This window comes from Streptomyces resistomycificus (genome assembly GCF_001514265.1).
Classification (GTDB): Bacteria; Actinomycetota; Actinomycetes; order Streptomycetales; family Streptomycetaceae; genus Streptomyces; species Streptomyces resistomycificus.
Window position 1 is genome coordinate 932,582 of sequence record NZ_KQ948990.1, and the last position, 23,812, is coordinate 956,393.

Genomic DNA, 23,812 nt, shown 5'->3' on the forward strand with positions numbered 1-23,812 from the left:
GATGTGGGTGTTTTTTCCATTCCGTTACCGAGAAATCCGTAACCGAGGAGAACGAGGAGGTCGGTGTCGATGGTCCTCGCTCTGACTGTGTGCGGATTGGTCGTGGCCCTGGTGGCGCTGGGGCTGTTCGTCTTCGGTCTGCGCCGCAGGCTCATCCAGCGCTCCGGTGGCACCTTCGACTGCAGCCTGCGCTGGGACGTGCCGGAGAAAACGGACACCAGCGGCAAGGGCTGGAGCTACGGCGTCGCCCGCTACAACGGTGACCGGGTCGAGTGGTACCGCGTCTTCTCGTACGCCTATCGCCCACGCCGCACTCTGGAGCGTTCCGCCATCGAGGTGGCCGGCCGTCGGCTGCCCGAGGGCGAGGAGGAGCTGGCGCTGCTCTCCGACGCCGTCATCCTCACGTGTCTGCACCGGGGCACGCGTCTCGAGCTCGCCATGAGCGAGGACGCGCTGACCGGTTTCCTCGCGTGGCTCGAGGCAGCCCCGCCCGGTCAGCGCGTCAATGTGGCTTAGGCGTCCTACCTAAGGCCCTTGTCGATGGCGGTCACCAGCTCGCCGTTGCCGGTGTCACCGCTGAACTCCCAGAAGAACGCGCCGCCCAGGCCCTGGTTCCTGGCCCACGTCATCTTCCCGGCGATCGTCGAGGGCGTGTCGTAGGACCACCAGTTGCTTCCGCAGTGCGCGTACGCCGTGCCCGCGATGGTCCCGGTGGCCGGGCAGGACGTCTTGAGCACCTTGTAGTCCTCGATGCCCGCCTCGTAGGTGCCCGGCGCCGCGCCGGTCGCCGTGCCGCCGGGGGCGGACTGGGTGACGCCGGTCCAGCCGCGGCCGTAGAAGCCGATGCCGAGCAGGAGCTTGGCGGACGGAACACCCTTCGACCTCAGCTTGGCGATCGCGTCGGCGGAGTTGAAGCCCGCGGCCGGGATGCCGGCGTACGAGGTGAGCGGCGAGTGCGGGGCGGTGGGACCGTCCTTGTCGAAGGCGCCGAAGTAGTCGTACGTCATCACGTTGTACCAGTCGAGGTGCGCGGAGGCGCCGCCGTAGTCGGCCGCGTCGATCTTGCCGCCGGAGGAGCCGTCGGCGGTGATGGCCGCGGTGACCAGGTAGGTGGAGCCGAACTCCGAGCGCAGCGCCGACATCAGGTTCCTGAAGGCCGCGGGGCCGGACGTGTCACAGGTCAGACCGCAGGCGTTGGGGTACTCCCAGTCGATGTCGATGCCGTCGAACACGTCGGCCCAGCGCGGGTCCTCCACGACGGCCTTGCAGGACTTGGCGAAGGCGGCCGGGTTGGCCGCCGCCTGGGCGAAGCCGCCGGAGTAGGTCCAGCCGCCGAAGGAGTACAGCACCTTGATGTGCGGGTACTTGGCCTTCAGCTGGCGCAGCTGGTTGAAGTTGCCGCGCAGCGGCTGGTCCCAGGTGTCGGCGGCGCCGCTGACGGACTGGTCGGCGGTGTAGGCCTTGTCGTAGGCGGCGTAGGTGTCGTCGACCGTGCACTGTCCGTTCTTGACGTTGCCGAACGCGTAGTTGATGTGCGTGATCTTGGACGCGGAGCCCGAGCTCACCAGGTTCTTGACGTGGTAGTTGCGGCCGTAGACGCCCCACTCGGTGAAGTAGCCCAGCTTGATCTTGTCACCGGTGGGCGGCGGGTCGGTGGTGCCGCCGGTGGTGCGCACCGCCACCGCGCCGCTGACCGGGCCGGTCTGGTCGGCGGTGTCACGGGCCTGGACCGTGTACGAGTAGTCGGTGCCGGCGGTGAGGCCGGTGTGGGTGTACGACGTGGTGGTCACCGTCGCCACCTTGGCGCCGTCGCGCAGGACGTCGTAGTTCTTGACGCCCTTGTCGTCGGTGGCCGCGCTCCAGGACAGCTTCACCGAGGTGTCGGTGACGTCGGAGGCGGTGGGGGTGCCGGGGGCGGAGGGGGCCGCGTCGCCGGGGACCGAGGTGCCGTCGCAACTGCCGCCGTTCAGCTTGCAGTGGGACGGTGAGCCGGAGCCCGAGCCGTTGAAGCCGAAGGAGACCGTGGCGCCGGGGGCGAGGGTGCCGTTCCAGGCCTTGTTCTTGGCGGTCCAGTGGGTGCCGGAGGAGGTGACGTCGGCGTCCCAGGCGGAGGTGACGGACGTGCCGGAGGGGAAGTCCCACTCGACGGTCCAGGAGCTGAGGGAGGTGGTGCCGGTGTTCTTCACCGTCCACCTGCCCTCGAAGCCGGTGCCCCAGTCGGAGGCCTTGGTGTAGGTGGCGGTGGCGGACGTCGCGGCCTGGGCGGGGCTCGCGAGGCCGACCAGGCCGGCGAAGGGGAGCAACAGTGTCGCGAACCCTGCCGCGGCTCTGTGTCTGAAGCGCATGCTGCGCCTCCTCGGGATCTGGGGGCGCGACTGAGCCTTCACGCCCACGGTGCCGCGAGAATAGAAAGGTCTGGACCATAGGTCAATAGGTCTGGACCACTACTGGAGCAGTGCCCCTTTTGTGGACCTCAGATGCCCAATTCCTGTGCCAGCACGGCCGCTTGGACCCGGCTGCGCAGCTCCAGCTTCCCCAGCAGGCGGCTGACGTGCGTCTTCACGGTGGCCTCGGCCATGTCGAGACGGCCGGCGATGTCGGCGTTGGACATTCCCTCACCGAGGCAGGACAGCACCTCGCGCTCCCGGCGGGTCAGCGCGTCCAGCACCGAGGGGTCGACCGCGGGCTGCCGTACGGGCTTCGCCGCGAACTCGGCGATCAGACGCCGGGTCACGGCGGGCGCGATCAGGCCCTCGCCCCGCGCCACCGCGCGAACGGCCTCCAGCAGGTCCCTCGCCTCCGTGTTCTTGAGGAGGAACCCGGCGGCCCCCGCCCGCAGCGCGCCGAAGACGTACTCGTCGAGGTCGAAGGTGGTCAGCACCAGCACGTCGGCCAGGCCCTCCGCGACGACCTGACGGGTCGCCGACACCCCGTCCAGACGCGGCATCTGAACGTCCATCAGCACGAGGTCGGGCCGCAGCTCGCGCGCCAGCGTCACCGCCTGCTCGCCGTCCGCGGCCTCGCCCACCACCTCGATGTCCGACGCGCTGCGCAGGATGAGGACCAGTCCGGCCCGGACGGCGGACTGGTCCTCGGCGACGAGGACTCGGATCATGCGGGTTCCCCTTTCGTGCGCGGTCCGTCCGGCTTCACGCGGGATCCGTCCGCTCGGTGTCGGACACGGGAAGCGTGGTGCGCACGGTCCAGATCTTGCCGTCCGCCGACCCGGGATCGTCCACGGGGCCGGCCTCGAAGGTGCCGCCCAGCAGCGCCGTCCGCTCCTGCATCCCGACCAGTCCGGCGCCCGAGCCGGGGGCGCGCGGCCCGTCGTGGCCGCCGTAGGGGCTGGTCACCGTGACGGTCAGGTCGCCGCCGCGCTGGGTGAGGGTCACGGTGACCCGGCCGGGGGAGGCGTGTTTGAGGGCGTTGGTGAGGGACTCCTGGACGATGCGGTAGGCGGCGAGTTCGACCGGCGCGGGCACCTGGACGTGGCCGGCGTCGAGGGTGACGTCGAGGCCGTTGGCGCGGGCGCCCTCCACGAGTGCGGGGAGTCCTTCGAGGGTGGGGGTCGCGGCCGGTTCGTCGTCGCCGTCACGCAGGATCCCGATCAGCCGCCGCATCTCGGCGAGGCCCGCCACGCTGTTCTCGCGGATGACGCCGAGCGACTCCCGGGAGGTGTCCGGGTCGTCCAGGGAGAGCGCGGCGGTGGAGTGGATGGCGATGGCGGAGAGGTGGTTGGCGACCATGTCGTGCAACTCCCGTGCCATCCGCGCCCGTTCGGCCGTGACCGCCTGGACGCGGTCCATCTCGGCGAGCAGCGCGGTCTGTTCGGCCCGCAGCCGGGCGGCGTCGGCGGCGTCGCGGTGGTTGCGGACGATCCAGCCGGTGGCGGCGGGCCCGAACGCCACCACGCCGATGACCACACCGATCAGCAGGGCCTCCGGCACCCGCCACACCGCGAACGGCACCAGCGTGCCGGCCACCGTGAGCAGCCCGGTGATCCAGGGGATGCGGCGGGCCGAGGCCGGCGGACCGTACAGCACGGCCGCGTACATCAGGTCGGTGTACATCAGCACCGTCGCCACGTTGCCCTGGGTGAGGGTGTCCAGCGTCAGGGTGAGCGTGCCGACGATCAGCGCCGTGCGCGGGGCGACGCGGCGCAGCAGCTCGCAGCCCGCCATCACGAACAACGGCAGCAGGATCGGCCAGCGGCCGTCGAGCAGCACGATGGGCTCGTCGGCCGGCCGGGTGCCCAGTCCGATGCCCCACAGGAGCAGCCCACCGGACAGCCCACCTGCCGCGACGTACACGTCGAAGCGGTGCGGGCGGGGGAGTCGCAGGGCCATGACTCCATCCAACACGGCCCGCGCGCCCGACGCGTGCTTCGCGCGAACGGTCCCGAACTGCATCTTTCGATGTACCGGCACTTCGTCACCGCCGACGACGATCCCGCGGGCCCGGCACGGAAGCCTGGAAGGGTGACCGAGAGGAGCGAACCGTGATCGTCACGTTGATCATCGCCTGCGAGGTCGGCTTCTGGGTGCTGCTGGCACTGGGCCTGGCCGTCCGCTACCTGCTGAAGTGGCGCCGGACCAGTGTGGTGCTGCTGCTGTGCGAGCCCGTCCTGGAGCTGGTCCTGTTCGTCGCCACGGCGATCGACCTGAAGAACGGTGCCGAACCGGGCTGGGAGCACGGGCTGGCCGCGCTCTACATCGGCTACACCGTCGCCTTCGGCCACTACACGATCCGCTGGCTCGACGGCCACGCCGCCCACCGCCTGGGCGGCGCCCCGCCCCCGCCGAAGCCGCCCCGCTACGGCCGCGCCCGCGCGCGCCACGAGGCCCGGCTGTGGCTGCGGGCGGTGTACGGGGGCGCGGTGGCCCTGGCCCTGCTCCAGCTCGCCGTCTGGTACGTCGGAGACTCCGGCGACGTCGGTTCCCTGCGCGCCTTCCAGTGGGTGGCCCTTCGCACGGTCGGCATCTACGGCCTGATCGCCCTGTCGTACACCGTCTGGCCGCGCAAGGCCCCCACCGGACAGCCGCACCATGACGAACCCCGGAAGGAGAGCGTCAGCCGATGAGCCGCGCGTCGAGGAATCTGCTGGAAGGCGCCGCCACCTTCGGCACCGGCCTGCCGCTGTGGCTGTTCGCCGGGGGAGTGGAGGTCCCGGTGGTCACCCTCACCAAGGTCGGCGTCGTCCTGATGTGCGTCGGCGGCGCGCTCCTGGTGACGGGCCTGTACCAGGCGGCCCGCACGTCGACCGCGTCCCGCTAGGGCGCCTCAGCGCTCCCCGCCCGGCACCCACAGGACGTCCCCGACCTCCTTGTTCGCCGTGCGCGCCAGGATGAACAGCAGGTCGGACAGACGGTTGAGGTAGGTCGCGGTGAGCGGGTTCATCGTCTCGCCGTGGACCTCCATCGCCGCCCAGGTGGAGCGCTCCGCACGCCGGACGACGGTGCAGGCCTGGTGGAGCAGGGCGGCGCCCGGGGTTCCCCCCGGGAGGATGAAGGAGCGGAGCTTCTCCAGCCGCTCGTTGAAGCGGTCGCAGTCCGCCTCCAGCCTGTCGACGTAGAACTGCTCGACCCGCAGGGGCGGGAACTCCGGGTTCTCCACCACCGGCGTCGACAGGTCCGCGCCCACGTCGAACAGGTCGTTCTGCACACGGGTGAGGACCTGGACGATCTCGTCGTCCAGCCCGCCCAGCGCGATCGCCGTGCCGAGCACCGCGTTCGCCTCGTTGGCGTCGGCGTACGCGGAGATCCGCGGGTCGGTCTTGGCGACCCGGCTCATGTCGCCGAGGGCGGTGGTGCCCTGGTCGCCGGTCCTGGTGTAGATGCGCGTCAGATTGACCATGAGGCCAGCGTAATTACGCGCCGGCCGTCCGGAAGACCCGTGTGCCCACTGTCACGGACAGCGCGGTGAGGCCGACGGCCACCAGGACGCCGCAGCAGCAGGGGAGCGGTCGTGTAGGAGCCGACGTACGTCTCCCGCACCGCGTCCACCAGACAGCGGAACGGCATGAGGTGGGAGAGCACGTCCAGCCAGGCCGGGGCCAGGGTCATCGGCAGCATCAGGCCGGACAGCAGGCATGGACGGCATGTCCAGGACGCGCCGCCGCCGCGCTCCCGGCTGTGGAGCCTCCAGCAGGAGATTGGCGACCCCCTGGAGGCCACCCTGCGCGAGGAGACCGGCGCGGACCCCGCCGACGCCCTGCCGGGTCTGATCACCGGTCAGATCGCCTGGATCCGCCACACCGTCTTCGTCTCCGTCGGCTGTGAGATGGTCTCGAGGTGCAAACCGGACGAAGTGTCACGAGAGGTGCTCGTGCTTCTCGACGACATCGAGGAGCTGTTGGGCGACAGGGTGGTCAACTACGCCGTACGGGGCGAGCAGTGAGCCGTGCCGGTGTGATGTCCGTCAGATGAGACGTGACGCGCATTACTTACCGGTCACACGGCCCCTCACTGGCGCTAGGGTCCGCCGGAGAGCAGCTAAACAGGGTGTAAGGCGTTTCAAAGGGGAGTCGCAACAGTGGCACGGAAGCTTGCCGTCATCGGCGCCGGCTTGATGGGTTCCGGGATCGCCCAGGTCTCCGCGCAGGCGGGCTGGGACGTCGTCCTCAGGGACGTCACCGACGAAGCGCTCAAGCGTGGCACCGACGGCATCAAGGCCTCGTACGACAAGTTCGTCGGCAAGGGCAAGCTCGAGGCGCACGACGCCGACGCCGCCCTCGCCCGGATCACCGCGACCACCGACCTGGACGCCGTCGCCGACGCGGACATCGTCGTCGAGGCCGTCTTCGAGAAGCTCGAGATCAAGCACGAGATCTTCCGCGCCCTCGACAAGATCGTGCGGCCCGACGCCGTGCTCGCCTCCAACACCTCCGCCATCCCGATCACCAAGATCGCGGCGGTGACGGAGCACCCGGAGCGCGTGGTCGGCGCCCACTTCTTCTCCCCGGTCCCGATGATGCAGCTGTGCGAGCTGGTACGCGGCTACAAGACGAGCGACGAAACCCTCGCCACCACCCGGGAGTTCGCCGAGTCCGTCGGCAAGACCTGCATCGTCGTCAACCGGGACGTCGCCGGGTTCGTGACCACCCGTCTCATCTCGGCGCTCGTCGTCGAGGCGGCGAAGCTGTACGAGTCGGGCGTGGCCACCGCCGAGGACATCGACCTCGCCTGCAAGCTGGGCTTCGGCCACGCCATGGGCCCCCTCGCCACGGCGGACCTCACCGGCGTCGACATCCTGCTGCACGCCACCAGCAACATCTACACCGAATCCCAGGACGAGAAGTTCGCCCCTCCGGAGCTGATGCGCCGGATGGTTGACGCCGGTGACATCGGGCGCAAGAGCGGGCAGGGCTTCTACAAGCACTGAAACCGCACAGGCCCCTGGGGCATCACACCCATGGGTGAATTCGGTATCGGTTCGCTTACAGACGGCAACCTCTGACCGCCCTACGCAGTCAGAGGTTGCATCACCGGCCTTTCACTTCCGCGGAGCACGAGACGACGCACGGGGAGCGCATATGTTCATCAGGGGCGACCACGTCGAGCTGGTCGTCGGGGGCCGCCTCGACGTCCGCAGCGCGGCGGACGCCCGTACGGTCCTGCACTCGGCCGTCGACGACGGAGTCGGCGACCTCGTGCTCGACCTGTCCGAGCTCGACTCCTGGGACGCCACCGGCCTCGGGGTGATCATGGGAGCCCACCGGCGGGCCGGCCGCTGCGGCCGACGGCTCGTGCTGCGCGGCGTACCGCCGCAGATGCAGCGCCTGCTGGTCGCCACCCGGCTGCACCGGATCCTGGCGATCGAGGGCGGTATCGGGGTGGAGTCACTGCCCCGGGTGTGACACCCGGCACGGGTGGGGCGCGGGCAGTCGGGCGTTCCGTTCGCGAAGCACACGACGCGCGCAATCCTCACGAAGCTGTGACGTCTCGGACGGGTCGGGGCCCCGGGCTGTCGTAGATACTGTGCAAAGGTTTAGGGTTCGGTCGCCCGCTGCTGACAACCCTCGAGCGGGCCCGGACCAGAAGCGACAGCGCGGTGTGCAACAGGCCGGGAGGGGCCGGAGCTGGCACACGAACGCTTTTGGGGGGCTTGAACCTATGGACCCGAACAACCGGGAGCCCGGGGAGTACGGCCACGACGGTGACGGTCATGCGCCGCGCCCGCGCCCGCCCAGGGACTCCCTCACATCGGACTTCGGACAGCAGGCGCCCGCACTCGCCCGCACCGTGCAGCTCGTCGCGGGCGACTTCCTGCTCACCGTGAACCCCGTCGACGGCAGCGAGATCGAGGTGTGCCCTCCGGGCGAGCGCCCCGCCCGTCCCGAGAAGCTCGGCGCGGCCGAACGGGCGGAGATCGCCCGGGCGGCCAGACCGCCGGTCCCGCCCGGCCCGAACCGCCCCGAGCTGCCGCTCCTGGCCCGCCAGGAGGAGCGCGAGCGGCTGGTACGCCTGCTCGCCCGGGGCCGCTCCGTACGCCTCACCGGCCCGGCCGGATCCGGCCGAACCAGCCTCCTCGACGTGGTGGCCGGGGACTGCGCGGACCTCGCCCCCGACGGCGTGATCCACCTCAACGGCTTCCACCGCACCGCCGACGACCTGCTGTACGACCTGTTCTACGCCGTCCACAACGCGCCGCTGCACCGCCCGGACCGGGACGAGCTGCTCTCCCACGTCCGTGAGATCGGCGCGGTCGTCGTCCTGGACGACGTCGAGTTCGGCGGCACCGCCCTCGACGAGCTGCTGGACGCCACGCCCGAGTGCGCCTTCCTCGTCGCGGCCACACCCGACGTTCCCGCCCCGTCCGCCGACTCCGCCCTCGAGGAGGTCTTCCTCGGCGGCCTGGAGCGCGCCGACGGCGTGGAGCTCCTGGAGCGAGCCGTCGGCCGGGTCCTGACGGAGGAGGAAGCCAACTGGGCCGGCGACCTCTGGTTCGAGTCCGAGGGCCTTCCCCTGCGGTTCGTCCAGGCCGGGGCGCTGCTGCGGCAGCGCGACCGCCGGCGGGCCGGCACCAGCGCCGTCGACGAGTTCGGTGTCTTCGCGGACGCCGTGCCGGCCGACGCGGCCTTCGACCACCCGGTCGACCCGGACGACGGCGAGAGCCTGCCGCTGCCCGCGCTCGGTGAGGCCGCCGCGCCCGCCCCGCTGCTCGCCTCCCGGCTCAGCGACTCGGCCCGCGCCACCCTGCGCTTCGCCGTCGCGCTCGGCGGCGAGGTGCCGCACCAGGCGCACCTGCCCGCCCTGGTCGGCGACACCCACGCGGACGCCGCCCTGGGTGAGCTGGCCTCCTGCGGCCTGGTGACCCCGGTCGGCTCCCGCTACCGCCTCGCGGCCGGCGTCCAGACCCAGCTGGAGGCGGCCGGCTACGGCGACGGCATCGAGGCCCGCGCCCTGGCCGCCGCCCAGCACTACGCCTGGTGGGCCGGCCACCCCTCGGTCACCCCGGAGCGGGTGTGCGCCGAGGCGGACGCCCTGCTCGCCGCCCTCGGGCTGCTGGGGCCGGGCACGACACCGCCCGCAGAGGACGAGGAGAGCCCCACCGTGCAGCTGGCCCGCACGGCGGCGCCGGCGTTCGCCGCGGGCGGGCACTGGGGTGCCTGGGAGCGGGCCCTGCGCTCCGGGGCGGAGGCCTCCCGGCTCGCCGGGGACGTCTCCGAACAGGCCTACTTCCACCACGAGCTGGGCATCCTCGCGCTCTGCGGCGGTCAGCTCGACCGGGCCCGCGCCGAGCTGGAGGCCTCCATCGGCCTGCGCGGCGCCCTCGCCGACAAGCGCGGCACCGTCGCGGGCCGCCGCGCCCTGGCCCTCGTCTCCGACCGCTCGGGCACCGTGGCCGGCCTCGGCACCCTCGCCGCGACGGCGGGGGAGGAGGTGCCGGACGCCCGGTACGAGGAGTCGCAGTCGCCCCCCGGCGGCGTCCCGGTGGCGTTCCCCCAGCTCCAGCGGCCCGCCGACAGCTCCACGCTGGTGACCTATCAGACGGCGTCCCCGTCGGGCCCCGGGACGTCGCACAAGGCCCGCGGCGGCCTCAGGGGCCTCGCCCGGCGCAATCTCGTGGCGGCCGGCGCGGGCGCCCTGCTCGTGGCCGTACTCGGCACCGTTGTGACCCTCGGCGCCACCTCCGACAACGACCCCACCAACCCGTCCGACCAGGTCGGCGTCAACCCGTCCGCCAGCCAGGGCCTGAACGACGGCAGCCTCGGCGCGGACGTCCCGAAGAACGACGACGGCAACGGCGACACCGGCGCGGCCACCAGCCGGCCCACCGACCCCGGCCCGGACGGCACCTACGGCACGTCCGACGACCCGACGCCGACAGGCCCGGCCGAACCCTCCGACGACCCGAGCGGCACCCAGGGGCCGAGCAGTGGTACGTCGACCTCGCCGAAGCCGTCGGCCACGAAGCCGTCGACGTCGCCCAAGCCCTCGCAGACCTCGACCACGAAACCGCCGACGACGTCGACGAGCCCGACCCCGACGCCGACACCCACCGAGACCGAGCCGCCCACCCCGACGGACGACCCGACCCCGACGACCTCCGACTCGGCCGGCGGACCGGCCTCTTCCCCGGTGCAGACCACCAGCTCCGCCGCCCCGGCGACCAGCGAGGCCGGCTCGCCGAGCGGTGCACAGCCGGTGATCTGAACGCCCCTGCGGAAGTGACGCGGAAGGGCCCGGTCCGAACGGTCGGACCGGGCCCTCGCGCGTCGTGGTGACGTCAGAACAACCGCAGCTTGTCGTCCTCGATGCCCCGCATCGCGTTGTAGTCGAGGACCGTGCAGCCGATGCCGCGGTCCGTGGCGAGGACGCGGGCCTGCGGCTTGATCTCCTGGGCGGCGAACACACCGCGCACCGGGGCGAGATGGGGATCGCGGTTCAACAGCTCCAGGTAACGGGTGAGTTGCTCGACACCGTCGATCTCGCCGCGCCGCTTGATCTCGACCGCGACGGTCTGCCCTTCGGCGTCACGGCACAGGATGTCGACCGGCCCGATCGCCGTCATGTACTCGCGGCGGATGAGCGTGTAGCCCTCGCCGAGGGTCTCGATGCGGTCGGCGAGGAGCTCCTGAAGGTGTGCTTCCACGCCGTCCTTGATCAGGCCCGGGTCCACGCCCAGTTCGTGCGAGGAGTCGTGGAGAACTTCCTCCATCGTGATGATGAGCTTCTCGCCCGCCTTGTTGATGACGGTCCAGACGCCCTCATCCTCGCCGGAGCCCTCCTTCAGCGTGCAGGGCGGCGACATCCAGTTCAGGGGCTTGTAGGCCCGGTCGTCCGCGTGGATGGAGACGCTGCCGTCCGCCTTCACGAGGATCAGCCGGGGGGCCGAGGGGAGATGGGCGGTGAGCCGGCCCGCGTAGTCGACGGAGCATCGGGCGATGACGAGACGCATGGTCGGCAACGCTACTCGACGGGCAGAGGTGCACGCGATTCGGCCCGGAAAACCCCTGTTCGGTTGTGGCCGATTGTGTGCCTAATGAGGCCTGGCTATGTACGCATTCTCCTGGTGCCGTCACCGTCCGTTGCTTACCGTAGTAAACGGGAGGTCGCGAGTTGTGCACGCAGCGTGTTCGGTATCGCGAACTCCCTTTTCTGTCCGGCAACCCCTGACGACGTCGGGGGTGCGAGAGGAGAACCCATGTCGCTCGACGTCTCACCGGCCCTACTCGAACAGGCCGAGCGAGGCGAGGTCGACGAAGCTGCCTTCGTCGACTGCGTCCGGACCTCCCTGCCCTACGCATGGGAGATGGTCAGCTCCCTGGTGGCCCAGCTGAAGGTCGACGGCGGTCAGTTCGCCGACAACCAGACGCCCCCGCCGGACGAGCAGGCACGCGGTCAGCTGCTGCGTGCGCTTGCGAGTGACGCGATACGCGGCGCGCTGCAGCGGCACTTCGGGGTACGGCTGGCATTCCAGAACTGCCACCGGCTCGCGGTGTTCCCGTTGGACTCCTCCGTCGACGAGACGCTCGCCCGCTTCACCTCGGCACGCAACCAGCTGCTGAACCAGTCCCCGGAGCTGCGGGACTGCTGAGGCGGTGAGCCGCTTGCTTGCCGCTCCGTACGCGGGAGGTGCATCAGTACCGGGGCGGCAAGCTCCCTGCCGGACAGGGCCGTTCAGCCGAGATGCGGGAGGACCTCGGTGCCCAGCCGCCGGATGTTCTCCTCGGTGGCCGCCAGATCCCCCGAGCCCTCCGTGAGCAGGGCGAAGCGGGAGACGCCGGTCCGCTCGCTGGTCGCGGCGAGGCGGTCGGCGCACAGCCGCGGGGGTCCCACCGGGTGCAGTCCGCAGAGCAGTTCGGTGTACGCCAGCGGGTCGCGCATCCGGCGTTCCCGGCCGTCCACCGTGACGTGGGCGCCGAGCCCCTGCTTCAGCCAGCCAGGCATGGCCTTCGTCAGCGTCTCCACCGCGTCCGTACGCCGGTCCGCGATCTGGCAGACCCCGGCCGACACATGGCCGGCGTCGAGGACCTGCTCCGGCGGATGCCCGGCCGCGCGCGCGAGGCGCCGCCACAGGGCGACCATCTCGGCCTTCTCCTCGTCCCCGACATGCATCCCGAGCAGCATCGGCAGCCCGCGCTCGGCGGCCAGCCGCACACTCTGCGGGGAGGTGCAGGCGACGACGACCTCGGGGCCCGCGGTCTCCGTCAGCGACTCGGACGGCCGTGGCACGACGGGGACTTCACGGAAGGTGAAGCGCTCGCCGGAGGCCGCGACCGAGGGCTCGCGCAGCCAGCGCACCAGCAGATCGAGTGATTCCGGGTACCCCGTCTCGTACGCCTCCAGACCCGAGCCGAACACCTCCAGGTCGACCCACGGGCCGCCGCGCCCCACGCCCAGCGAGAAGCGTCCGCCGCTCGTCATGTGCAGCAGCGCGGCCTGTTCGCCGAGCGCCACCGGGTGGGTGGTGGGCAGTACGCTCACGGCGGTGCCGACCCGGATCCGGCGGGTGCGGCCCAGCAGCAACGCGGCCAGGGTGATCGCCGAGGGACACGTGCCGTACGGCACGAAGTGGTGCTCGGCCAGCCAGACCGCGTCCAGCCCGGCCTCCTCGGCCACCTCGGCCGAGCGGACCGCGCGGTGCAGCGCCTCCCCCTGGCCCTGCCCCGGGAACTGGGCCGCCAACACGAAACTACCTACGTGCATCGCTCTTCCTGCTTCCTTGGCTCCGACGCGGAGCTCCCCCACCCGGCATAACCGTCTGACACGTGCCGAGGACACGGCCTGGCGAAGGGATTTGCGGATTGTCTGCAGAATGGGTCGCAGGGGAGGGGGACTTGTGGGGGTTGGTGCCCTACGCGTACCCCTGTCCACGCCGCGTAGGCTGGACGCGGCCCGTGCTTCCTGTATAGCCCCGTGAGGTGTCCCGTGTCCCCGCGTCGCAACCGACCCAAGGGAGCTGGTTCGTCAGGCTCGTCCGGCCGGAGCGCCGAGGACGACCGTTCCGGCCGCTACGGCGGCTTCCAGTCCGCCGAGGACTGGCGGGGCGACCAGTGGAACGTGCGTCATGTGGCAGGGGCGAGCGCCCAGGGCAAGGCGTACCGCTGCCCGGGCTGCGAGCAGCTGATCCCGGACGGCGTCCCGCACGTGGTGGCCTGGCCCGACCACGCGGGCGTCGACGACCGCCGCCACTGGCACAAGGCGTGCTGGAACGCGAAGGACCGCCGCACCACGCGGGTGCAGCGGTCCCGTAACGCGCCGAGGTTCTGAGGAGCGGGGGCTTACACGTCCCGCTTCTCCAGCAGCGCGACGGCGCCGGCGAACGCGGCGGCCGTGACGCCCAGGGCGATCCACAGCGGGTCCCAGCCGGAGGGGCCCGTCTCGGTGAGCGAGTTGGAGTAGAAGACGCTGAGCTGGTTCGGGATGGAGTACTCGAACAGGGCCTCGCGCAGGTCCTCCAGCGACTCGGAGAACATGAACAGCGCGATGACCAGCGGGGCCAGCACCAGGCCGATCATGATGGTGATCGCGCCCGCCGAGTGCCGGATGATCGAGCCGACCACCAGCGAGAGCAGGCCGAGCAGCGCGACGTAGAGCGAGATGCCGAGCGTGCCCTTCAGCCATTCCTCGCCGGACGGCTCCCTCGCGCCGTCCAGCATGGCTACGTCCGCCATCGCGACGATCACGGCCGACGCCAGCGTCACCACGAACGCGACCGAGAAGAACACGATCGCCTTGGCCGCGAGGACCCGGCCGCGCGAGGGGCAGGCCACCATGGTGGTCCGGATCATCCCGGTGCCGTACTCCGAGGCGGTGGTCAGCACGCCGAGCGTGCTGACGCACATGCTGCCCAGGAGCAGCCCGAAGAAGCCGAACGACAGCGGGTTCTCGCCCGCCAGGCTCTCCGGCGCCGAGTTGGCGGCGACCAGCGCGCCGGTCGCCAGGCCGATGCCGATGACGAGCAGCACGAACACGCCGAGCGTCCACATCGTGGAGCGCACTGACCGGATCTTGGTCCACTCGGAGGCGATCGCGTGCCCGAGGTGGGTGCGCACGACCGGGATCGGCGAGGTGTACGTGGCGTTCGACGGTCCGGGCGCCGCCTGCCAGGTGGCAGCGGCCTGCGGCATCGGGGGCTGCGGGGTGCTCATCGGGCGTCCTCGGGCTTGGTCAGGTCGGAGGAGGGGGCGGCGGCCGCGGGCGCGGCGGGCTGCGCGGCCGGAGGCTGTCCCTGCGGGGCTTGCGGGGCTTGCGGGGCTTGCGGGGCTTGCGGGGCTTGCGGGGCCTGCGGGGCCTGTGGGGCCTGTGGGGCGGCGGGAGCCGGCTGGGCGTACGGGTTGGGCGCACCGGCACCCGGGGCCGGGGCGCCGTAGGGCCCGGCCGGCGGCTGTCCCTGGGCGCCGGGGTACCCCGGCGCCACCGGCGCGCCCTGCGGCGCGAACGGCTGGCCGCCCGGCTGGGGCGGCGGCGGGGCGTACCAGCCCGGCTGGCCCTGTCCGGGCACCGGCATCGGCGGCTGCGCGCCCGGCGGCAGCGGCTGCTGGAGCCCGGACTTCTGGTCGATGGTGGAGCGGTAGTCGACGGCGCCCTGCGTCATCCGCATGTACGCCTCCTCCAGCGAGGCCTGGTGCGGCGACAGCTCCCACAGCCGTACGTCGGTGTCGTGCGCGATGTCGCTGATGCGCGGCAGCGCCAGCCCCGTCACGCGCAGCGCGCCGTCCTGCTCGGGCATCACGTGCCCGCCGGCCTCGGCCAGCGCGGACGACAGCTTCTCGCGCAGCTGCGGATCGGCGTCGGGCGTACGGACCCGCGCGAAGTCGGCGGAGTTCGCCGAGATGAAGTCCTTGATGCTCATGTCGGCGAGCAGCTGGCCGCGCCCGATCACGATCAGGTGGTCGGCGGTCAGCGCCATCTCGCTCATGAGGTGGGACGAGACGAAGACCGTACGGCCCTCCGCCGCGAGCGCCTTCATGAGGTTGCGCACCCACAGGATGCCCTCGGGGTCGAGACCGTTGACCGGCTCGTCGAACAGCAGTACCTGGGGGTCGCCGAGCAGCGCGGCGGCGATGCCGAGGCGCTGGCCCATGCCGAGGGAGAAGCCCTTGGAGCGCTTTCTCGCCACGTCCTGGAGGCCGACCACACCGAGCACCTCGTCGACCCGGCGGGCCGGGATGCCGGACAGCTGGGCCAGGCTCAGCAGGTGGTTGCGGGCGGCCCGGCCGCCGTGCACGGCCTTGGCGTCGAGCAGCGCGCCGACCTGGCGGGGCGCGTTGGGCAGCTTGCGGTAGGGGTAGCCGCCGATCGTCACCTGCCCCGAGGTGGGGTTGTCCAGCCCGAGGATCATCCGCATGGTCGTCGACTTGCCCGAGCCGTTGGGCCCGAGGAAGCCGGTGACCGCGCCGGGCCGCACCTGGAAGGAAAGGTTGTACACAGCGGTCTTGTCGCCGTAGCGCTTCGTCAGGCCGACTGCCTCGATCATGCTCCGCACCCATCGCAAGGTTCAGGACAGCGGGGCACACGCCCCCCGTAAGGGTTAGGAGCTTATCCGGGCGCTGACGGTTCCGCTCAAATGAAAGCAAAGAACGGAACCCTACGCGTCCCTCTTCTTCAACAGGACATAACCGCCGAGCAGCGCGGCGACCACCCACAGCGCCATGATCCCGAGACCGCCCCAGGGGCCGTACGGAGTGTCGTCGTCGATCGGCGTGACCACTTGCATGATCTTGCTACCGGCCTGGTCGGGCAGATACCGGCCGATCTTCTTGGTGGCGTCGACGTTGCCCAGGATGTTGGAGATCAGGAAGAAGAACGGCATCAGGATGCCCAGCGACAGCATCGGTGAGCGCAGCATCGCGGCGACGCCCATCGAGAACACCGCGATGAGGGTCATGTAGACACCGCCGCCGATCACCGCGCGCAGCACCCCGGAGTCGCCGATCGACGCCTTGTGCTCGCCGAGCATCGCCTGCCCGAGGAAGAAGGCGACGAAGCTCGTGGCCATGCCGACGACGAGCGCGAGAGCGGTGGCCACCGCGATCTTGCCGGCCAGGAACGTGCCGCGCCGCGGTACGGCGGCCAGCGAGGTGCGGATCATGCCGGTGCTGTACTCGTTCGACACGACCAGCACGCCGAACACGATCATCGCGAGCTGGCCCAGGCTCATGCCGGCGAAGCTGATGAACGTCGGGTCGAAGGAGAGCCGGTCGTTGCGGCTCATGTTGTCGAACTCGTTCTTCGACAGGGCCGAGATCAGCATGCCGAGGGCGATGGTCACCACCACGGCCAGCGAGAGCGTCCACACGGTGGACGCCACCGACCGGATCTTGGTCCATTCGGACCGTACGACCTGGAGCGCCGCCATGGTCAGTTCCCCTTCCAGCCGTCGCCCCACTGCGGCTGCGGTGCGGAGGGCGTGTCGGAGTGTGCGTGGTACTCGACCGACTCCGCGGTCAGCTGCATGAACGCCTCCTCCAGGGAGGCCTGCTGGGGACTCAGCTCGTGCAGCACGATCTGGTACTGCGCGGCGAGTTCACCGATCTGCGCGGACTTGTCGCCGTCGACCTCCAGCACGCCGTTGCCGGTCTCCACGACGGTGATCCCGGCGCTGTGCAGGACGTCGAGCAGTCGCTCGCGTTGCGGAGTGCGGATACGGACGTAGGACCGCGAGTTCTGCGCGATGAAGTCGGCCATGGAGGTGTCGGCGAGCAGCCGCCCCTGTCCGATGACCACCAGGTGGTCGGCGGTCAGCGCCATCTCGCTCATCAGGTGACTGGAGACGAACACGGTCCGCCCCTGCGCCGCCAGCGACTTCATCAGGTTGCGGATCCAGTGGATGCCCTCGGGGTCGAGGCCGTTGACCGGCTCGTCGAACATCAGGATCCGCGGGTCGCCGAGCAGCGCCCCCGCGATGCCGAGCCGTTGGCCCATGCCGAGCGAGAAGCCCTTGGCCTTCTTCTTCGCGACCGCGGTCAGGCCCACCGTGTCCAGCACCTCGTGCACCCGCTGCTTCGGGATGCCGTTGCTCTGCGCCAGGCACAGCAGGTGGTTGAAGGCGCTGCGGCCACCGTGCATGGCCTTGGCGTCCAGCAGGGCGCCGATGTACTTGAGCGGGTCCGTCAACTGGTCGTAGTGCTTGCCGTCGATACGGACGTCCCCGGCGGTCGGCCGGTCGAGCCCCAGCATCATCCGCATGGTCGTCGACTTGCCGGCGCCGTTGGGCCCGAGGAAACCCGTGACGATGCCCGGTCTGACCGTGCAGGTCAGGTTGTTGACCGCCACCTTCTCGCCGTACCGCTTGGTCAGCCCCTCGAGCTCGATCATGCGACCCACGCTAGGACCCGCTTTCGGCCGATGCCACCCGAATGGGCAAACGGAGACCGACGAGAGCGGCAAGAAAGCCGAAAGCCGGCCGGCAGCGCGGCCGCGAGCCGGGGCCCGGGGCAACCACGGACAGACCGCACGGGCTGCCGGCGGAAACCCTGCTTGCCGCTGGTCACCTGAGCCAGGCACGACAAAGGCCCGCGTCCCCGGGAGGGAACGCGGGCCGCTGTCGCGCTACTTCACTCGACGACCGGGACGGTTACCGGGACTGCTGGGCCGGGACCCCGCGGGAGATCGGCTCGTCGTCGGCCGGCGTGGAGGCGGCGGCCACCGCGGCGCCCGTGAGCGTGGCGAGCATCTCGCGCACGTTCGTCAGCTGGGCGTTGATGGAGTCGCGGCGGTTGGTGAGCGCCGCCAGCTCGCGCTCGGATTCCGAACGGATGCGGTCCGCCTTGGCGTTGGCGTCGGCCACGATGTCCTCGGCCTGGCGCTGCGCCGTCTCGACGGTCTGGCGGGCGCGGCGCTCGGCGTCCGTGCGCAGCTTCTCCGCCTCCAGACGAAGCTGCTCCGCGCGGTGCTCGATCTCCGCGAGGCGCTTCTCCGCCTTCTGCTGACGGGACGCGAGGTCGCGCTCCGACTGCTCGCGACGCTTGGCGAGGTTGGTCTCGAAGTCGGCGGCGGCCTGCGCGGCCTTGGCGCGGGTCTCCTCGAAGAGGGCGTCGGCCTCCTCACGCTTCGACTGGGCGTCCTTCTGTGCCTCGGAGCGCAGCTGCGAGGCGTCACTCTTGGCCTTCTCGACGATCCGGACGCCCTCGTCCTCGGCCTTGGACTTGCGCTCCGCAGCGAACGATTCTGCGTCGTTGCGAACCTGCTGGGCCGCCGACTCGGCGAGCTCGCGGTGCTGCTCGGCCGCGCGACGGGCCTCCTCGCGCAGATCCTTGGCCTCTTCCTCGGCGAGGCGGAGGATCTTCTCGACACGCGCGCCGAGACCGGCGTACGACGGCTCGGCGTCGCTTACCTGGGCCTGGGCGTTCTGCGTCTCGAGGTGGAGCTCCTCGATGCGCTTTTCCAGAGCGGTGATGCGGGCGAGAGCGCTGTCACGATCGGAGACGAGCTTCGAGATCCGTTCGTCCACCTGAGCGCGGTCGTACCCACGCCGCACAAGCTCGAAGCCGTAGGGGGAAGTGTCGCTCATGGGGTTCCTGTCGAATGAGACCGGTGAGGTGATAGGTGGAATCCTAGGGGCCTGAGCGGTGTGTCATCGAGCGGATGCGTGTTTGATCTGGAGAATGACACCCCTTTTGGGTGGCTAACCGTCGGACTACTTGCCAAAGACTTGGTCAAAGGCCCCAGAAGACACCGGAATCCGGCGTGTCCGCTAGCCGTCCGTCGACTTGCCACCCGACCGGGGTGATCCGACGGCCGCGCCGGCCTTGACGCCACCGTCCTTGCCCGCCCCGGGGGCCTCGAAGGATTCCAACGCCTCCAGAACGTCCTGGACACGGGAGATCTCGGCGTTGATGTCCTCGCGGCGACGCACCAGGATCTCCAGCTCGCGCTTGCCCTCCTCGACCGTGCGCCTGGCCTCGCGGATCGCCTCGGCCTTGAGCTCCTCGGCCTCGCGCACGAGCGCGGCCTTCTTCTGCTCGGCCTCCTTGAGCAGCCCCTCGGCCTTCTTGACGGCGGCGATCCGCACCTTGCCGGCCTCGGAGTTGGCCTCCGACACCAGCTCCCTGGCCTTCGCCTCCGCCTTCGCGAGCTGCTCCTCGGAGGCCTTGATCAGCGCGTCGCAGCGGTCTCCGGTCGACTTCATGGTCTCGGCGGCCTCGCGGCGGGCCCGCTCGTGCAGGTTCTCGATCTCGGTGGTGATGCGGTCGCGCAGCTCCTCGGCGCGCTCCCTTATCGCGGTGGCGTCCCGGCGGGCGCCGACGAGCAGGTCGTCCGCGTCCGTACGGGCCTTCTCCACCCGCGCGTTGCCCTCGATCGTCGCCTCGGACACCAGCCGGTCGGCCTCGGTGCGGGCCGCGCCGACCATGCTGTCGGCCTGGGCCTCGGCGTCCGCGGTGGTCTGCTGCGCCTGCTGCTGCGCCTCGGTGAGCAGCTTGTCGGCCTCGGCGGTGGTCTCCGTGATGAGCTTGTCGACCTGCTCCGCCGCCTCGGAACGCCGCTTGTTGGCGTCCTTGCGGGCTTCGTCGAGGGTGCGCTCGGCCTCCTCGCGCGCGGCCGCGGTGACCCGCTCGGCCTCCGCGAGGGCGTCCGCCCGGGCCCGCTCCGACTCGCTGCGGACCCGCTCGGCGTGCTGCTGGGCCGCGCCGACCGTCTCGGCGGCCTCGGCACGCAGCCGCTCCGCGTCGCCGCCGGCCTCCGCGAGCAGCTGTTCGGCCTTGGCACGGGCCTCGGTCCTGACCCGCTCGGCCTCCGCGACCGTCTCCGACCTGAGCCGCTCCGCCTCGGCGACCGTCTCCTGGCGCAGCCGGTCGGTGTCCGTGAGCGTCTCGGTGGTGAGCCGCTCGGCCTCGTTGCGCGCCTCGGTGATGAGGGTGTCGGCCTGGGTCGCCGCGTCCGACCGGATGCGGTTGGCGTCGTCGCGGGCGTCCGCCCGGGTACGGGCCGCCGCCTGGTCGGCCTCGGCGATGGCGTCCGACGCCTCCGTGCGCACCCGCTGGGCGTGCTCGGACGCGTCCGACCTGAGGCGCTCCGCCTCGGCGATCGCCTCCGAAACAGTGCGCTCCGCGAGCGACTTGGCGGCGTCCGTCTCCTCCTGGGCCTCGCGGCGGATGCGGCTCGCGTCCTCGGCGGCCCGCTCCCGCTCGGCGTAGGCGTCGCCGCGGACCCGGTCCGACTCCTCCTGGGCCTCGCGCCGGGTACGGTCCGCCGCGTGCTCGGCGGCCGAACGCAGCCCGGTGATCTCCTCCTGGGCCTGCTCGTGCAGCCCCGCGACCGAGTCGCGTACCTGCTGGGCGTGCTGCTCGGCGGCCGACACCATCTCGGTGGCCCGCCGGTCCGCCTCCTCGACCAGCCGTACGGCCTCGGCCTGGGCGTCCTCGACGCGCTTGCGCGCCGACGCCAGCAGTTCCTCGCTCTGCTCGCGGGCCCGCTCGCGCTCCTGGTCGGCCTCCTGGCGGGCGGTGCCGAGGTACTCCTCGGCCTCGCGGCGCCGCCGGTTGGCCTCCTCCTGCGCGGCGGCCAGCGTCTCGGACGCCTCCGTCGCCAGCCGTTCGGCGGCGGCCTGCGCCTCCGCCCGGACCCGGTCGGCGCTCTCCTGGGCCTCCGTCTTCAGCCGCTCGGCCTCCGCCGCCGCCTCCGACCGCAGACGTACGGCGACGGCCTCGCCCTCCGCGCGGGAGGCGGAGGCGTCGGACGCGGCCTCGGTGCGCAGCCGTTCGGCCTCCGCCTCGGCCTGCTGCTGGAGGGTGCGGATCCGCTCGGCGGCCTCGCCGCGCAGCCGCTCGTTCTCCTCGGCCGTCTCGCGGCGGATCCGCGAGGCCTCCTCACGGGCCTCGGTCAGCGCCTGCTCGGCGGCGGTGAGGCGCTCCTCGGCCTCGGTGTGCAGCCGCGTCAGTTCCTCGGCGGCCTCCGCGCGGCGGGCCTCTATGGCCCGCTCGGTCTCCTCGTGCAGCTCCGACGCCGCCCGCTCGGCGTCGGCCCTGATGCCCTCGGACTGCTCGACGACCTCGGCGCGGTGCCGCTCGGCCTCCTTGCGGGTGCGCTCCAGGGTCTCCTCGGCCTGCCGGCGCAGGGTGGTGGCCCGCTCGATGGCCTCCGTACGGACCTTCTCGCTGTCCGTGGTGGCCTTCTGGCGCAGCTCGTCCGCGTCCTGGCGGGCCTTGCCCAGCAGTTCCTCGGCGGTCTTGGCCGCCTCCTCGATCTGCTGGACGGCCTCCTTGCGGGCCTCGGAGCGGATCTTCTCGCCCTCGGCGACCGCCTCGGAGCGCAGCTGCTCGGCCTCGCCGCGCAGCCGGCGCGCCTCCTCCTGGAGCTCGACCGTCTTGGCGCGGTACTCCTTGGTGTCGTCCTTCGCCGTGCCCTTGAGCTGCTCGGCGATGTCGTGCGCCTCGGCCCGCAGCCGGTCCGCCTCGGTCTCCGCCTCGGTGCGGATCCGCTCGGCCTCCTCGGCGGCTGCCTTGGTGGTCTTCCGCGCGTCCTCCTGCGCCCTGTTGAGGACGTCCTCGGCCGTCTTGGCCGCCTTGGACAGCTGGGTCGCGCTCTCCTCGGCCGTGAGGGTGCGAGCCTTCTCGGCGGCCTCGTCGAGGAGTTTCTCCGCCTCGGCGCGGGCGTCCGCGACGATCTGCTCGGCGTCCGACCTGGTGGCCTCGGCCTCCTTGGTGGCCTCGCTGACGAGCCGGGCGACCTGCTCCTTCGCCGTACGCGTGCGCTGCTCGTTGGTCGACTCCGCGCTCGACAGCGCCTTCTCGGCGGCCGCCTTCGCCTCGGTGACGAGCTTCTCCGCCTCGGCGCGGGCCTCGCGCAGGGCCGTGTCGGCCTCCGCGATGCGCTGCTCGGCGGTCCGGCTCAGTTCCTGCGCCTCGCGGCGGGCCGTCTCCGACTCCGTCGTGGTGGAGGTACGCAGCTGCTCGGCGTGGTCGGTGGCCTCCTGGGCCTGCGTGGAGGCGGCGTTCAGCAGCCGCTCGGCGTCCGCGCGGGCGCGGCGCAGCAGCTGCTCGGCCTCCGCCCGGGCCGACTCCGCCTCGCTCTGCAGTCGCTGCCGGGCCTCGGTGGTGATCCGCTCCGCCTCGGCGCGGGCGGCCGCCATGGCCTGCTCGGTCTCGGCGCGGGACTCCTCGAGGAGCCGGCGGGCCTGCTGCTCGGTGCGGGCGCGCAGCTGCTCGGCCCAGGCCACGTTCTCGTTGACGTGCGACTCGACGGTCTGCCGGCGCTCGGCCAGCTCCTGGTCGAGCTGCTGTCGGCGGGTGACGGCCTCCTGGTGCAGCTCCGCCTGGAGCCGGGCGGCCTGCTCGGCGTGCTCCTGGAGGATCCGCTGGGTCTGCGCCCGGGCCTGGCTGAGCTCGCGCTCGGCCTCCTGGCGCAGCTGGTCGGCCTGGACCTGCGCGTTGCGCAGCAACTGTTCGGCCTGGTAGCCGATGTCGCCGCCGTCGAAGGCGGGCCGGGACATGATGGTGCGCCGCGCCTCGTGCAACTTGGCGCGCAGCACCTCGACCTGGTAGCCGAGGTCCTCGGCGTGCTGAATCGCCTTTTCCCGCTCGGTCTTCAGCCGCTTCATCTCGGCTTCGAAACGAGTGAGGTGATCGACGTCAGCCGCCGGTTCCCGCTCCTGGCTCTCGTAGCCCCGCACTGCGCGGTCCCATCCGTCCCCTGGTCGCAAGTCTCTCCGTACGAGCCCCGTCCGTCCTCCGAACGGGGCTCCCGGGGAATGGTGTCAGATCAACGGCGGAGCACGGGCTGCTGCCCCGACGCTCGTCCCCCGAAACCCGGACCCCGGACAGGTCCCGCCGTCATGGCAGGACCGCGGTCGCCCTGGGTGGAGCGGCGACCGACCCCAACCCTACCGGCCCATATGTACGAGGGTCAGTGCTCAGGTGACTCAACGGGCGCCGAAGTGACCAGTTCTGTCAGTACGCCATGGCAATCCTTGGGGTGCAGGAAGGTGATCCGTGACCCCATGGAACCGATTCGCGGCTCTTCGTACAGAACGCGTACGCCCTTCTCGCGGATGCCGGCGGCGTCGGCGTCGACATCCGCCGTACCGAAAGCGATGTGGTGTACGCCCTCGCCGTTCTTCGCGAGCCACTTGCCCACGGCCGAGTCCTCCCGGGTCGGCTCCAGAAGCTGCAGGTACGAGGCCCCGCCGTCGGACGTATCGTTGATCTTGAGCATGGCCTCGCGCACGCCCTGCTCCTCGTTGACCTCGGAGTGGTACACCTCGAAGCCGTACGTGGCCCGGTAGAACTCGACGGTCTTGTCGAGGTCGAAACAGGCGATCCCGATGTGGTCGATTCGCGTCAGCATGGATTCAGTGCAGCGCTCCCGAGGTGGTTACGCAACGTGCGCGCGATCACACCGACGGCCCGATGACGGGGTGGAGTACC

21 protein-coding genes and 1 pseudogene are annotated in these 23,812 nt (G+C 71.4%); 8 read left to right on the forward strand and 14 right to left on the reverse strand.

Annotation, left to right across the window (positions count from 1 at the left end; translation table 11 throughout):
• Window positions 1–69: 69 nt before the first annotated feature.
• A complete protein-coding gene (locus tag AQJ84_RS14230; protein ID WP_030042671.1) occupies window positions 70–516 on the forward strand; it encodes a DUF2550 domain-containing protein in 447 nt (148 codons plus the stop codon).
• Between the two features lie 5 nt (window positions 517–521).
• On the opposite strand, the gene AQJ84_RS14235 is transcribed toward AQJ84_RS14230, so the two are convergent.
• The 3 genes from AQJ84_RS14235 to AQJ84_RS14245 all read right to left on the reverse strand — a co-directional run bounded on the left by AQJ84_RS14235 (window position 522) and on the right by AQJ84_RS14245 (window position 4,346).
• The gene (locus tag AQJ84_RS14235; RefSeq protein ID WP_053191705.1) at window positions 522–2,345 is read right to left on the reverse strand and encodes a glycoside hydrolase family 18 chitinase; all 1,824 of its coding nucleotides are present in this window, start codon (window positions 2,343–2,345) and stop codon (window positions 522–524) included.
• Window positions 2,346–2,473: 128 nt separating this feature from the next.
• Window positions 2,474–3,115 carry a response regulator gene (locus AQJ84_RS14240; protein WP_030042668.1) on the reverse strand — a complete coding sequence of 214 codons (642 nt, stop codon included), beginning with the start codon at window positions 3,113–3,115 and terminating at the stop codon, window positions 2,474–2,476.
• A gap of 34 nt (window positions 3,116–3,149) precedes the next feature.
• Window positions 3,150–4,346: a sensor histidine kinase gene (locus AQJ84_RS14245; protein ID WP_053191703.1), complete on the reverse strand. Its 1,197-nt coding sequence runs from the start codon at window positions 4,344–4,346 to the stop codon at window positions 3,150–3,152.
• 152 nt (window positions 4,347–4,498) lie between these two features.
• On the opposite strand from AQJ84_RS14245, the gene AQJ84_RS14250 reads away from it, so the two are divergent.
• Both AQJ84_RS14250 and AQJ84_RS14255 read left to right on the forward strand, forming a co-directional pair.
• Window positions 4,499–5,080: a hypothetical protein gene (locus tag AQJ84_RS14250; RefSeq protein WP_030042667.1), complete on the forward strand. Its 582-nt coding sequence runs from the start codon at window positions 4,499–4,501 to the stop codon at window positions 5,078–5,080.
• Entirely contained in the window at window positions 5,077–5,274 is a 198-nt protein-coding gene (locus AQJ84_RS14255) for a DUF5708 family protein (RefSeq protein WP_030042666.1), read from the forward strand. The genes AQJ84_RS14250 and AQJ84_RS14255 overlap by 4 nt, the downstream gene beginning before the upstream one ends.
• A 6-nt stretch (window positions 5,275–5,280) precedes the next feature.
• On the opposite strand, the gene AQJ84_RS14260 is transcribed toward AQJ84_RS14255, so the two are convergent.
• Window positions 5,281–5,853 carry a cob(I)yrinic acid a,c-diamide adenosyltransferase gene (locus tag AQJ84_RS14260; RefSeq protein ID WP_030042665.1) on the reverse strand — a complete coding sequence of 191 codons (573 nt, stop codon included), beginning with the start codon at window positions 5,851–5,853 and terminating at the stop codon, window positions 5,281–5,283.
• 13 nt (window positions 5,854–5,866) lie between these two features.
• Window positions 5,867–6,105 (reverse strand): annotated as a pseudogene (locus AQJ84_RS40855) (ABC transporter permease); the annotation flags it as partial.
• A 426-nt stretch (window positions 6,106–6,531) separates the two neighbouring features.
• On the opposite strand from AQJ84_RS40855, the gene AQJ84_RS14270 reads away from it, so the two are divergent.
• From AQJ84_RS14270 to AQJ84_RS14280, 3 genes are all read left to right on the forward strand, one after another.
• Window positions 6,532–7,380, forward strand: a complete 849-nt coding sequence (locus tag AQJ84_RS14270) for a 3-hydroxyacyl-CoA dehydrogenase family protein (RefSeq protein ID WP_030042663.1) — start codon at window positions 6,532–6,534, stop codon at window positions 7,378–7,380.
• A gap of 151 nt (window positions 7,381–7,531) precedes the next feature.
• Window positions 7,532–7,855 (forward strand): STAS domain-containing protein, encoded by a 324-nt coding sequence (locus tag AQJ84_RS14275; protein ID WP_030042662.1) that lies wholly within the window; start codon window positions 7,532–7,534, stop codon window positions 7,853–7,855.
• Window positions 7,856–8,111: 256 nt separating this feature from the next.
• The gene (locus tag AQJ84_RS14280) at window positions 8,112–10,655 is read left to right on the forward strand and encodes an ATP-binding protein (protein WP_053191701.1); all 2,544 of its coding nucleotides are present in this window, start codon (window positions 8,112–8,114) and stop codon (window positions 10,653–10,655) included.
• A 73-nt stretch (window positions 10,656–10,728) separates the two neighbouring features.
• On the opposite strand, the gene nucS is transcribed toward AQJ84_RS14280, so the two are convergent.
• On the reverse strand, window positions 10,729–11,400 hold the full coding sequence (gene nucS / locus AQJ84_RS14285; RefSeq protein ID WP_030042660.1) for an endonuclease NucS: 672 nt from the start codon (window positions 11,398–11,400) through the stop codon (window positions 10,729–10,731).
• Window positions 11,401–11,646: 246 nt separating this feature from the next.
• Between nucS and AQJ84_RS14290 the strand changes: the two genes are divergently transcribed.
• The gene (locus AQJ84_RS14290) at window positions 11,647–12,039 is read left to right on the forward strand and encodes an SCO5389 family protein (protein ID WP_030042659.1); all 393 of its coding nucleotides are present in this window, start codon (window positions 11,647–11,649) and stop codon (window positions 12,037–12,039) included.
• An 83-nt stretch (window positions 12,040–12,122) separates the two neighbouring features.
• Here AQJ84_RS14290 and AQJ84_RS14295 read toward each other — a convergent pair whose 3' ends face one another.
• Window positions 12,123–13,151, reverse strand: coding sequence for an LLM class flavin-dependent oxidoreductase (locus tag AQJ84_RS14295; protein ID WP_030042658.1), 1,029 nt, complete (start codon window positions 13,149–13,151; stop codon window positions 12,123–12,125).
• A 222-nt stretch (window positions 13,152–13,373) separates the two neighbouring features.
• On the opposite strand from AQJ84_RS14295, the gene AQJ84_RS14300 reads away from it, so the two are divergent.
• Window positions 13,374–13,715 (forward strand): hypothetical protein, encoded by a 342-nt coding sequence (locus AQJ84_RS14300; protein WP_053191699.1) that lies wholly within the window; start codon window positions 13,374–13,376, stop codon window positions 13,713–13,715.
• A gap of 11 nt (window positions 13,716–13,726) precedes the next feature.
• Here AQJ84_RS14300 and AQJ84_RS14305 read toward each other — a convergent pair whose 3' ends face one another.
• The 7 genes from AQJ84_RS14305 to mce form a co-directional block, all read right to left on the reverse strand.
• A complete protein-coding gene (locus AQJ84_RS14305; RefSeq protein ID WP_030042656.1) occupies window positions 13,727–14,596 on the reverse strand; it encodes an ABC-2 transporter permease in 870 nt (289 codons plus the stop codon).
• Window positions 14,593–15,924, reverse strand: a complete 1,332-nt coding sequence (locus AQJ84_RS14310; protein ID WP_053191698.1) for an ABC transporter ATP-binding protein — start codon at window positions 15,922–15,924, stop codon at window positions 14,593–14,595. The genes AQJ84_RS14305 and AQJ84_RS14310 overlap by 4 nt, the downstream gene beginning before the upstream one ends.
• Before the next feature lie 111 nt (window positions 15,925–16,035).
• Window positions 16,036–16,806 carry an ABC transporter permease gene (locus AQJ84_RS14315; protein ID WP_030042655.1) on the reverse strand — a complete coding sequence of 257 codons (771 nt, stop codon included), beginning with the start codon at window positions 16,804–16,806 and terminating at the stop codon, window positions 16,036–16,038.
• A gap of 2 nt (window positions 16,807–16,808) precedes the next feature.
• On the reverse strand, window positions 16,809–17,765 hold the full coding sequence (locus tag AQJ84_RS14320) for an ATP-binding cassette domain-containing protein (RefSeq protein ID WP_030042654.1): 957 nt from the start codon (window positions 17,763–17,765) through the stop codon (window positions 16,809–16,811).
• 259 nt (window positions 17,766–18,024) lie between these two features.
• The gene (locus AQJ84_RS14325; RefSeq protein WP_030042653.1) at window positions 18,025–18,960 is read right to left on the reverse strand and encodes a coiled-coil domain-containing protein; all 936 of its coding nucleotides are present in this window, start codon (window positions 18,958–18,960) and stop codon (window positions 18,025–18,027) included.
• 183 nt (window positions 18,961–19,143) lie between these two features.
• Entirely contained in the window at window positions 19,144–23,058 is a 3,915-nt protein-coding gene (gene scy, locus AQJ84_RS14330; protein WP_053191696.1) for a polarized growth protein Scy, read from the reverse strand.
• A gap of 233 nt (window positions 23,059–23,291) precedes the next feature.
• Complete coding sequence (gene mce, locus AQJ84_RS14335; RefSeq protein ID WP_030042358.1) at window positions 23,292–23,732, reverse strand: methylmalonyl-CoA epimerase; 441 nt, start codon at window positions 23,730–23,732, stop codon at window positions 23,292–23,294.
• Between the last annotated feature and the right edge of the window lie 80 nt (window positions 23,733–23,812).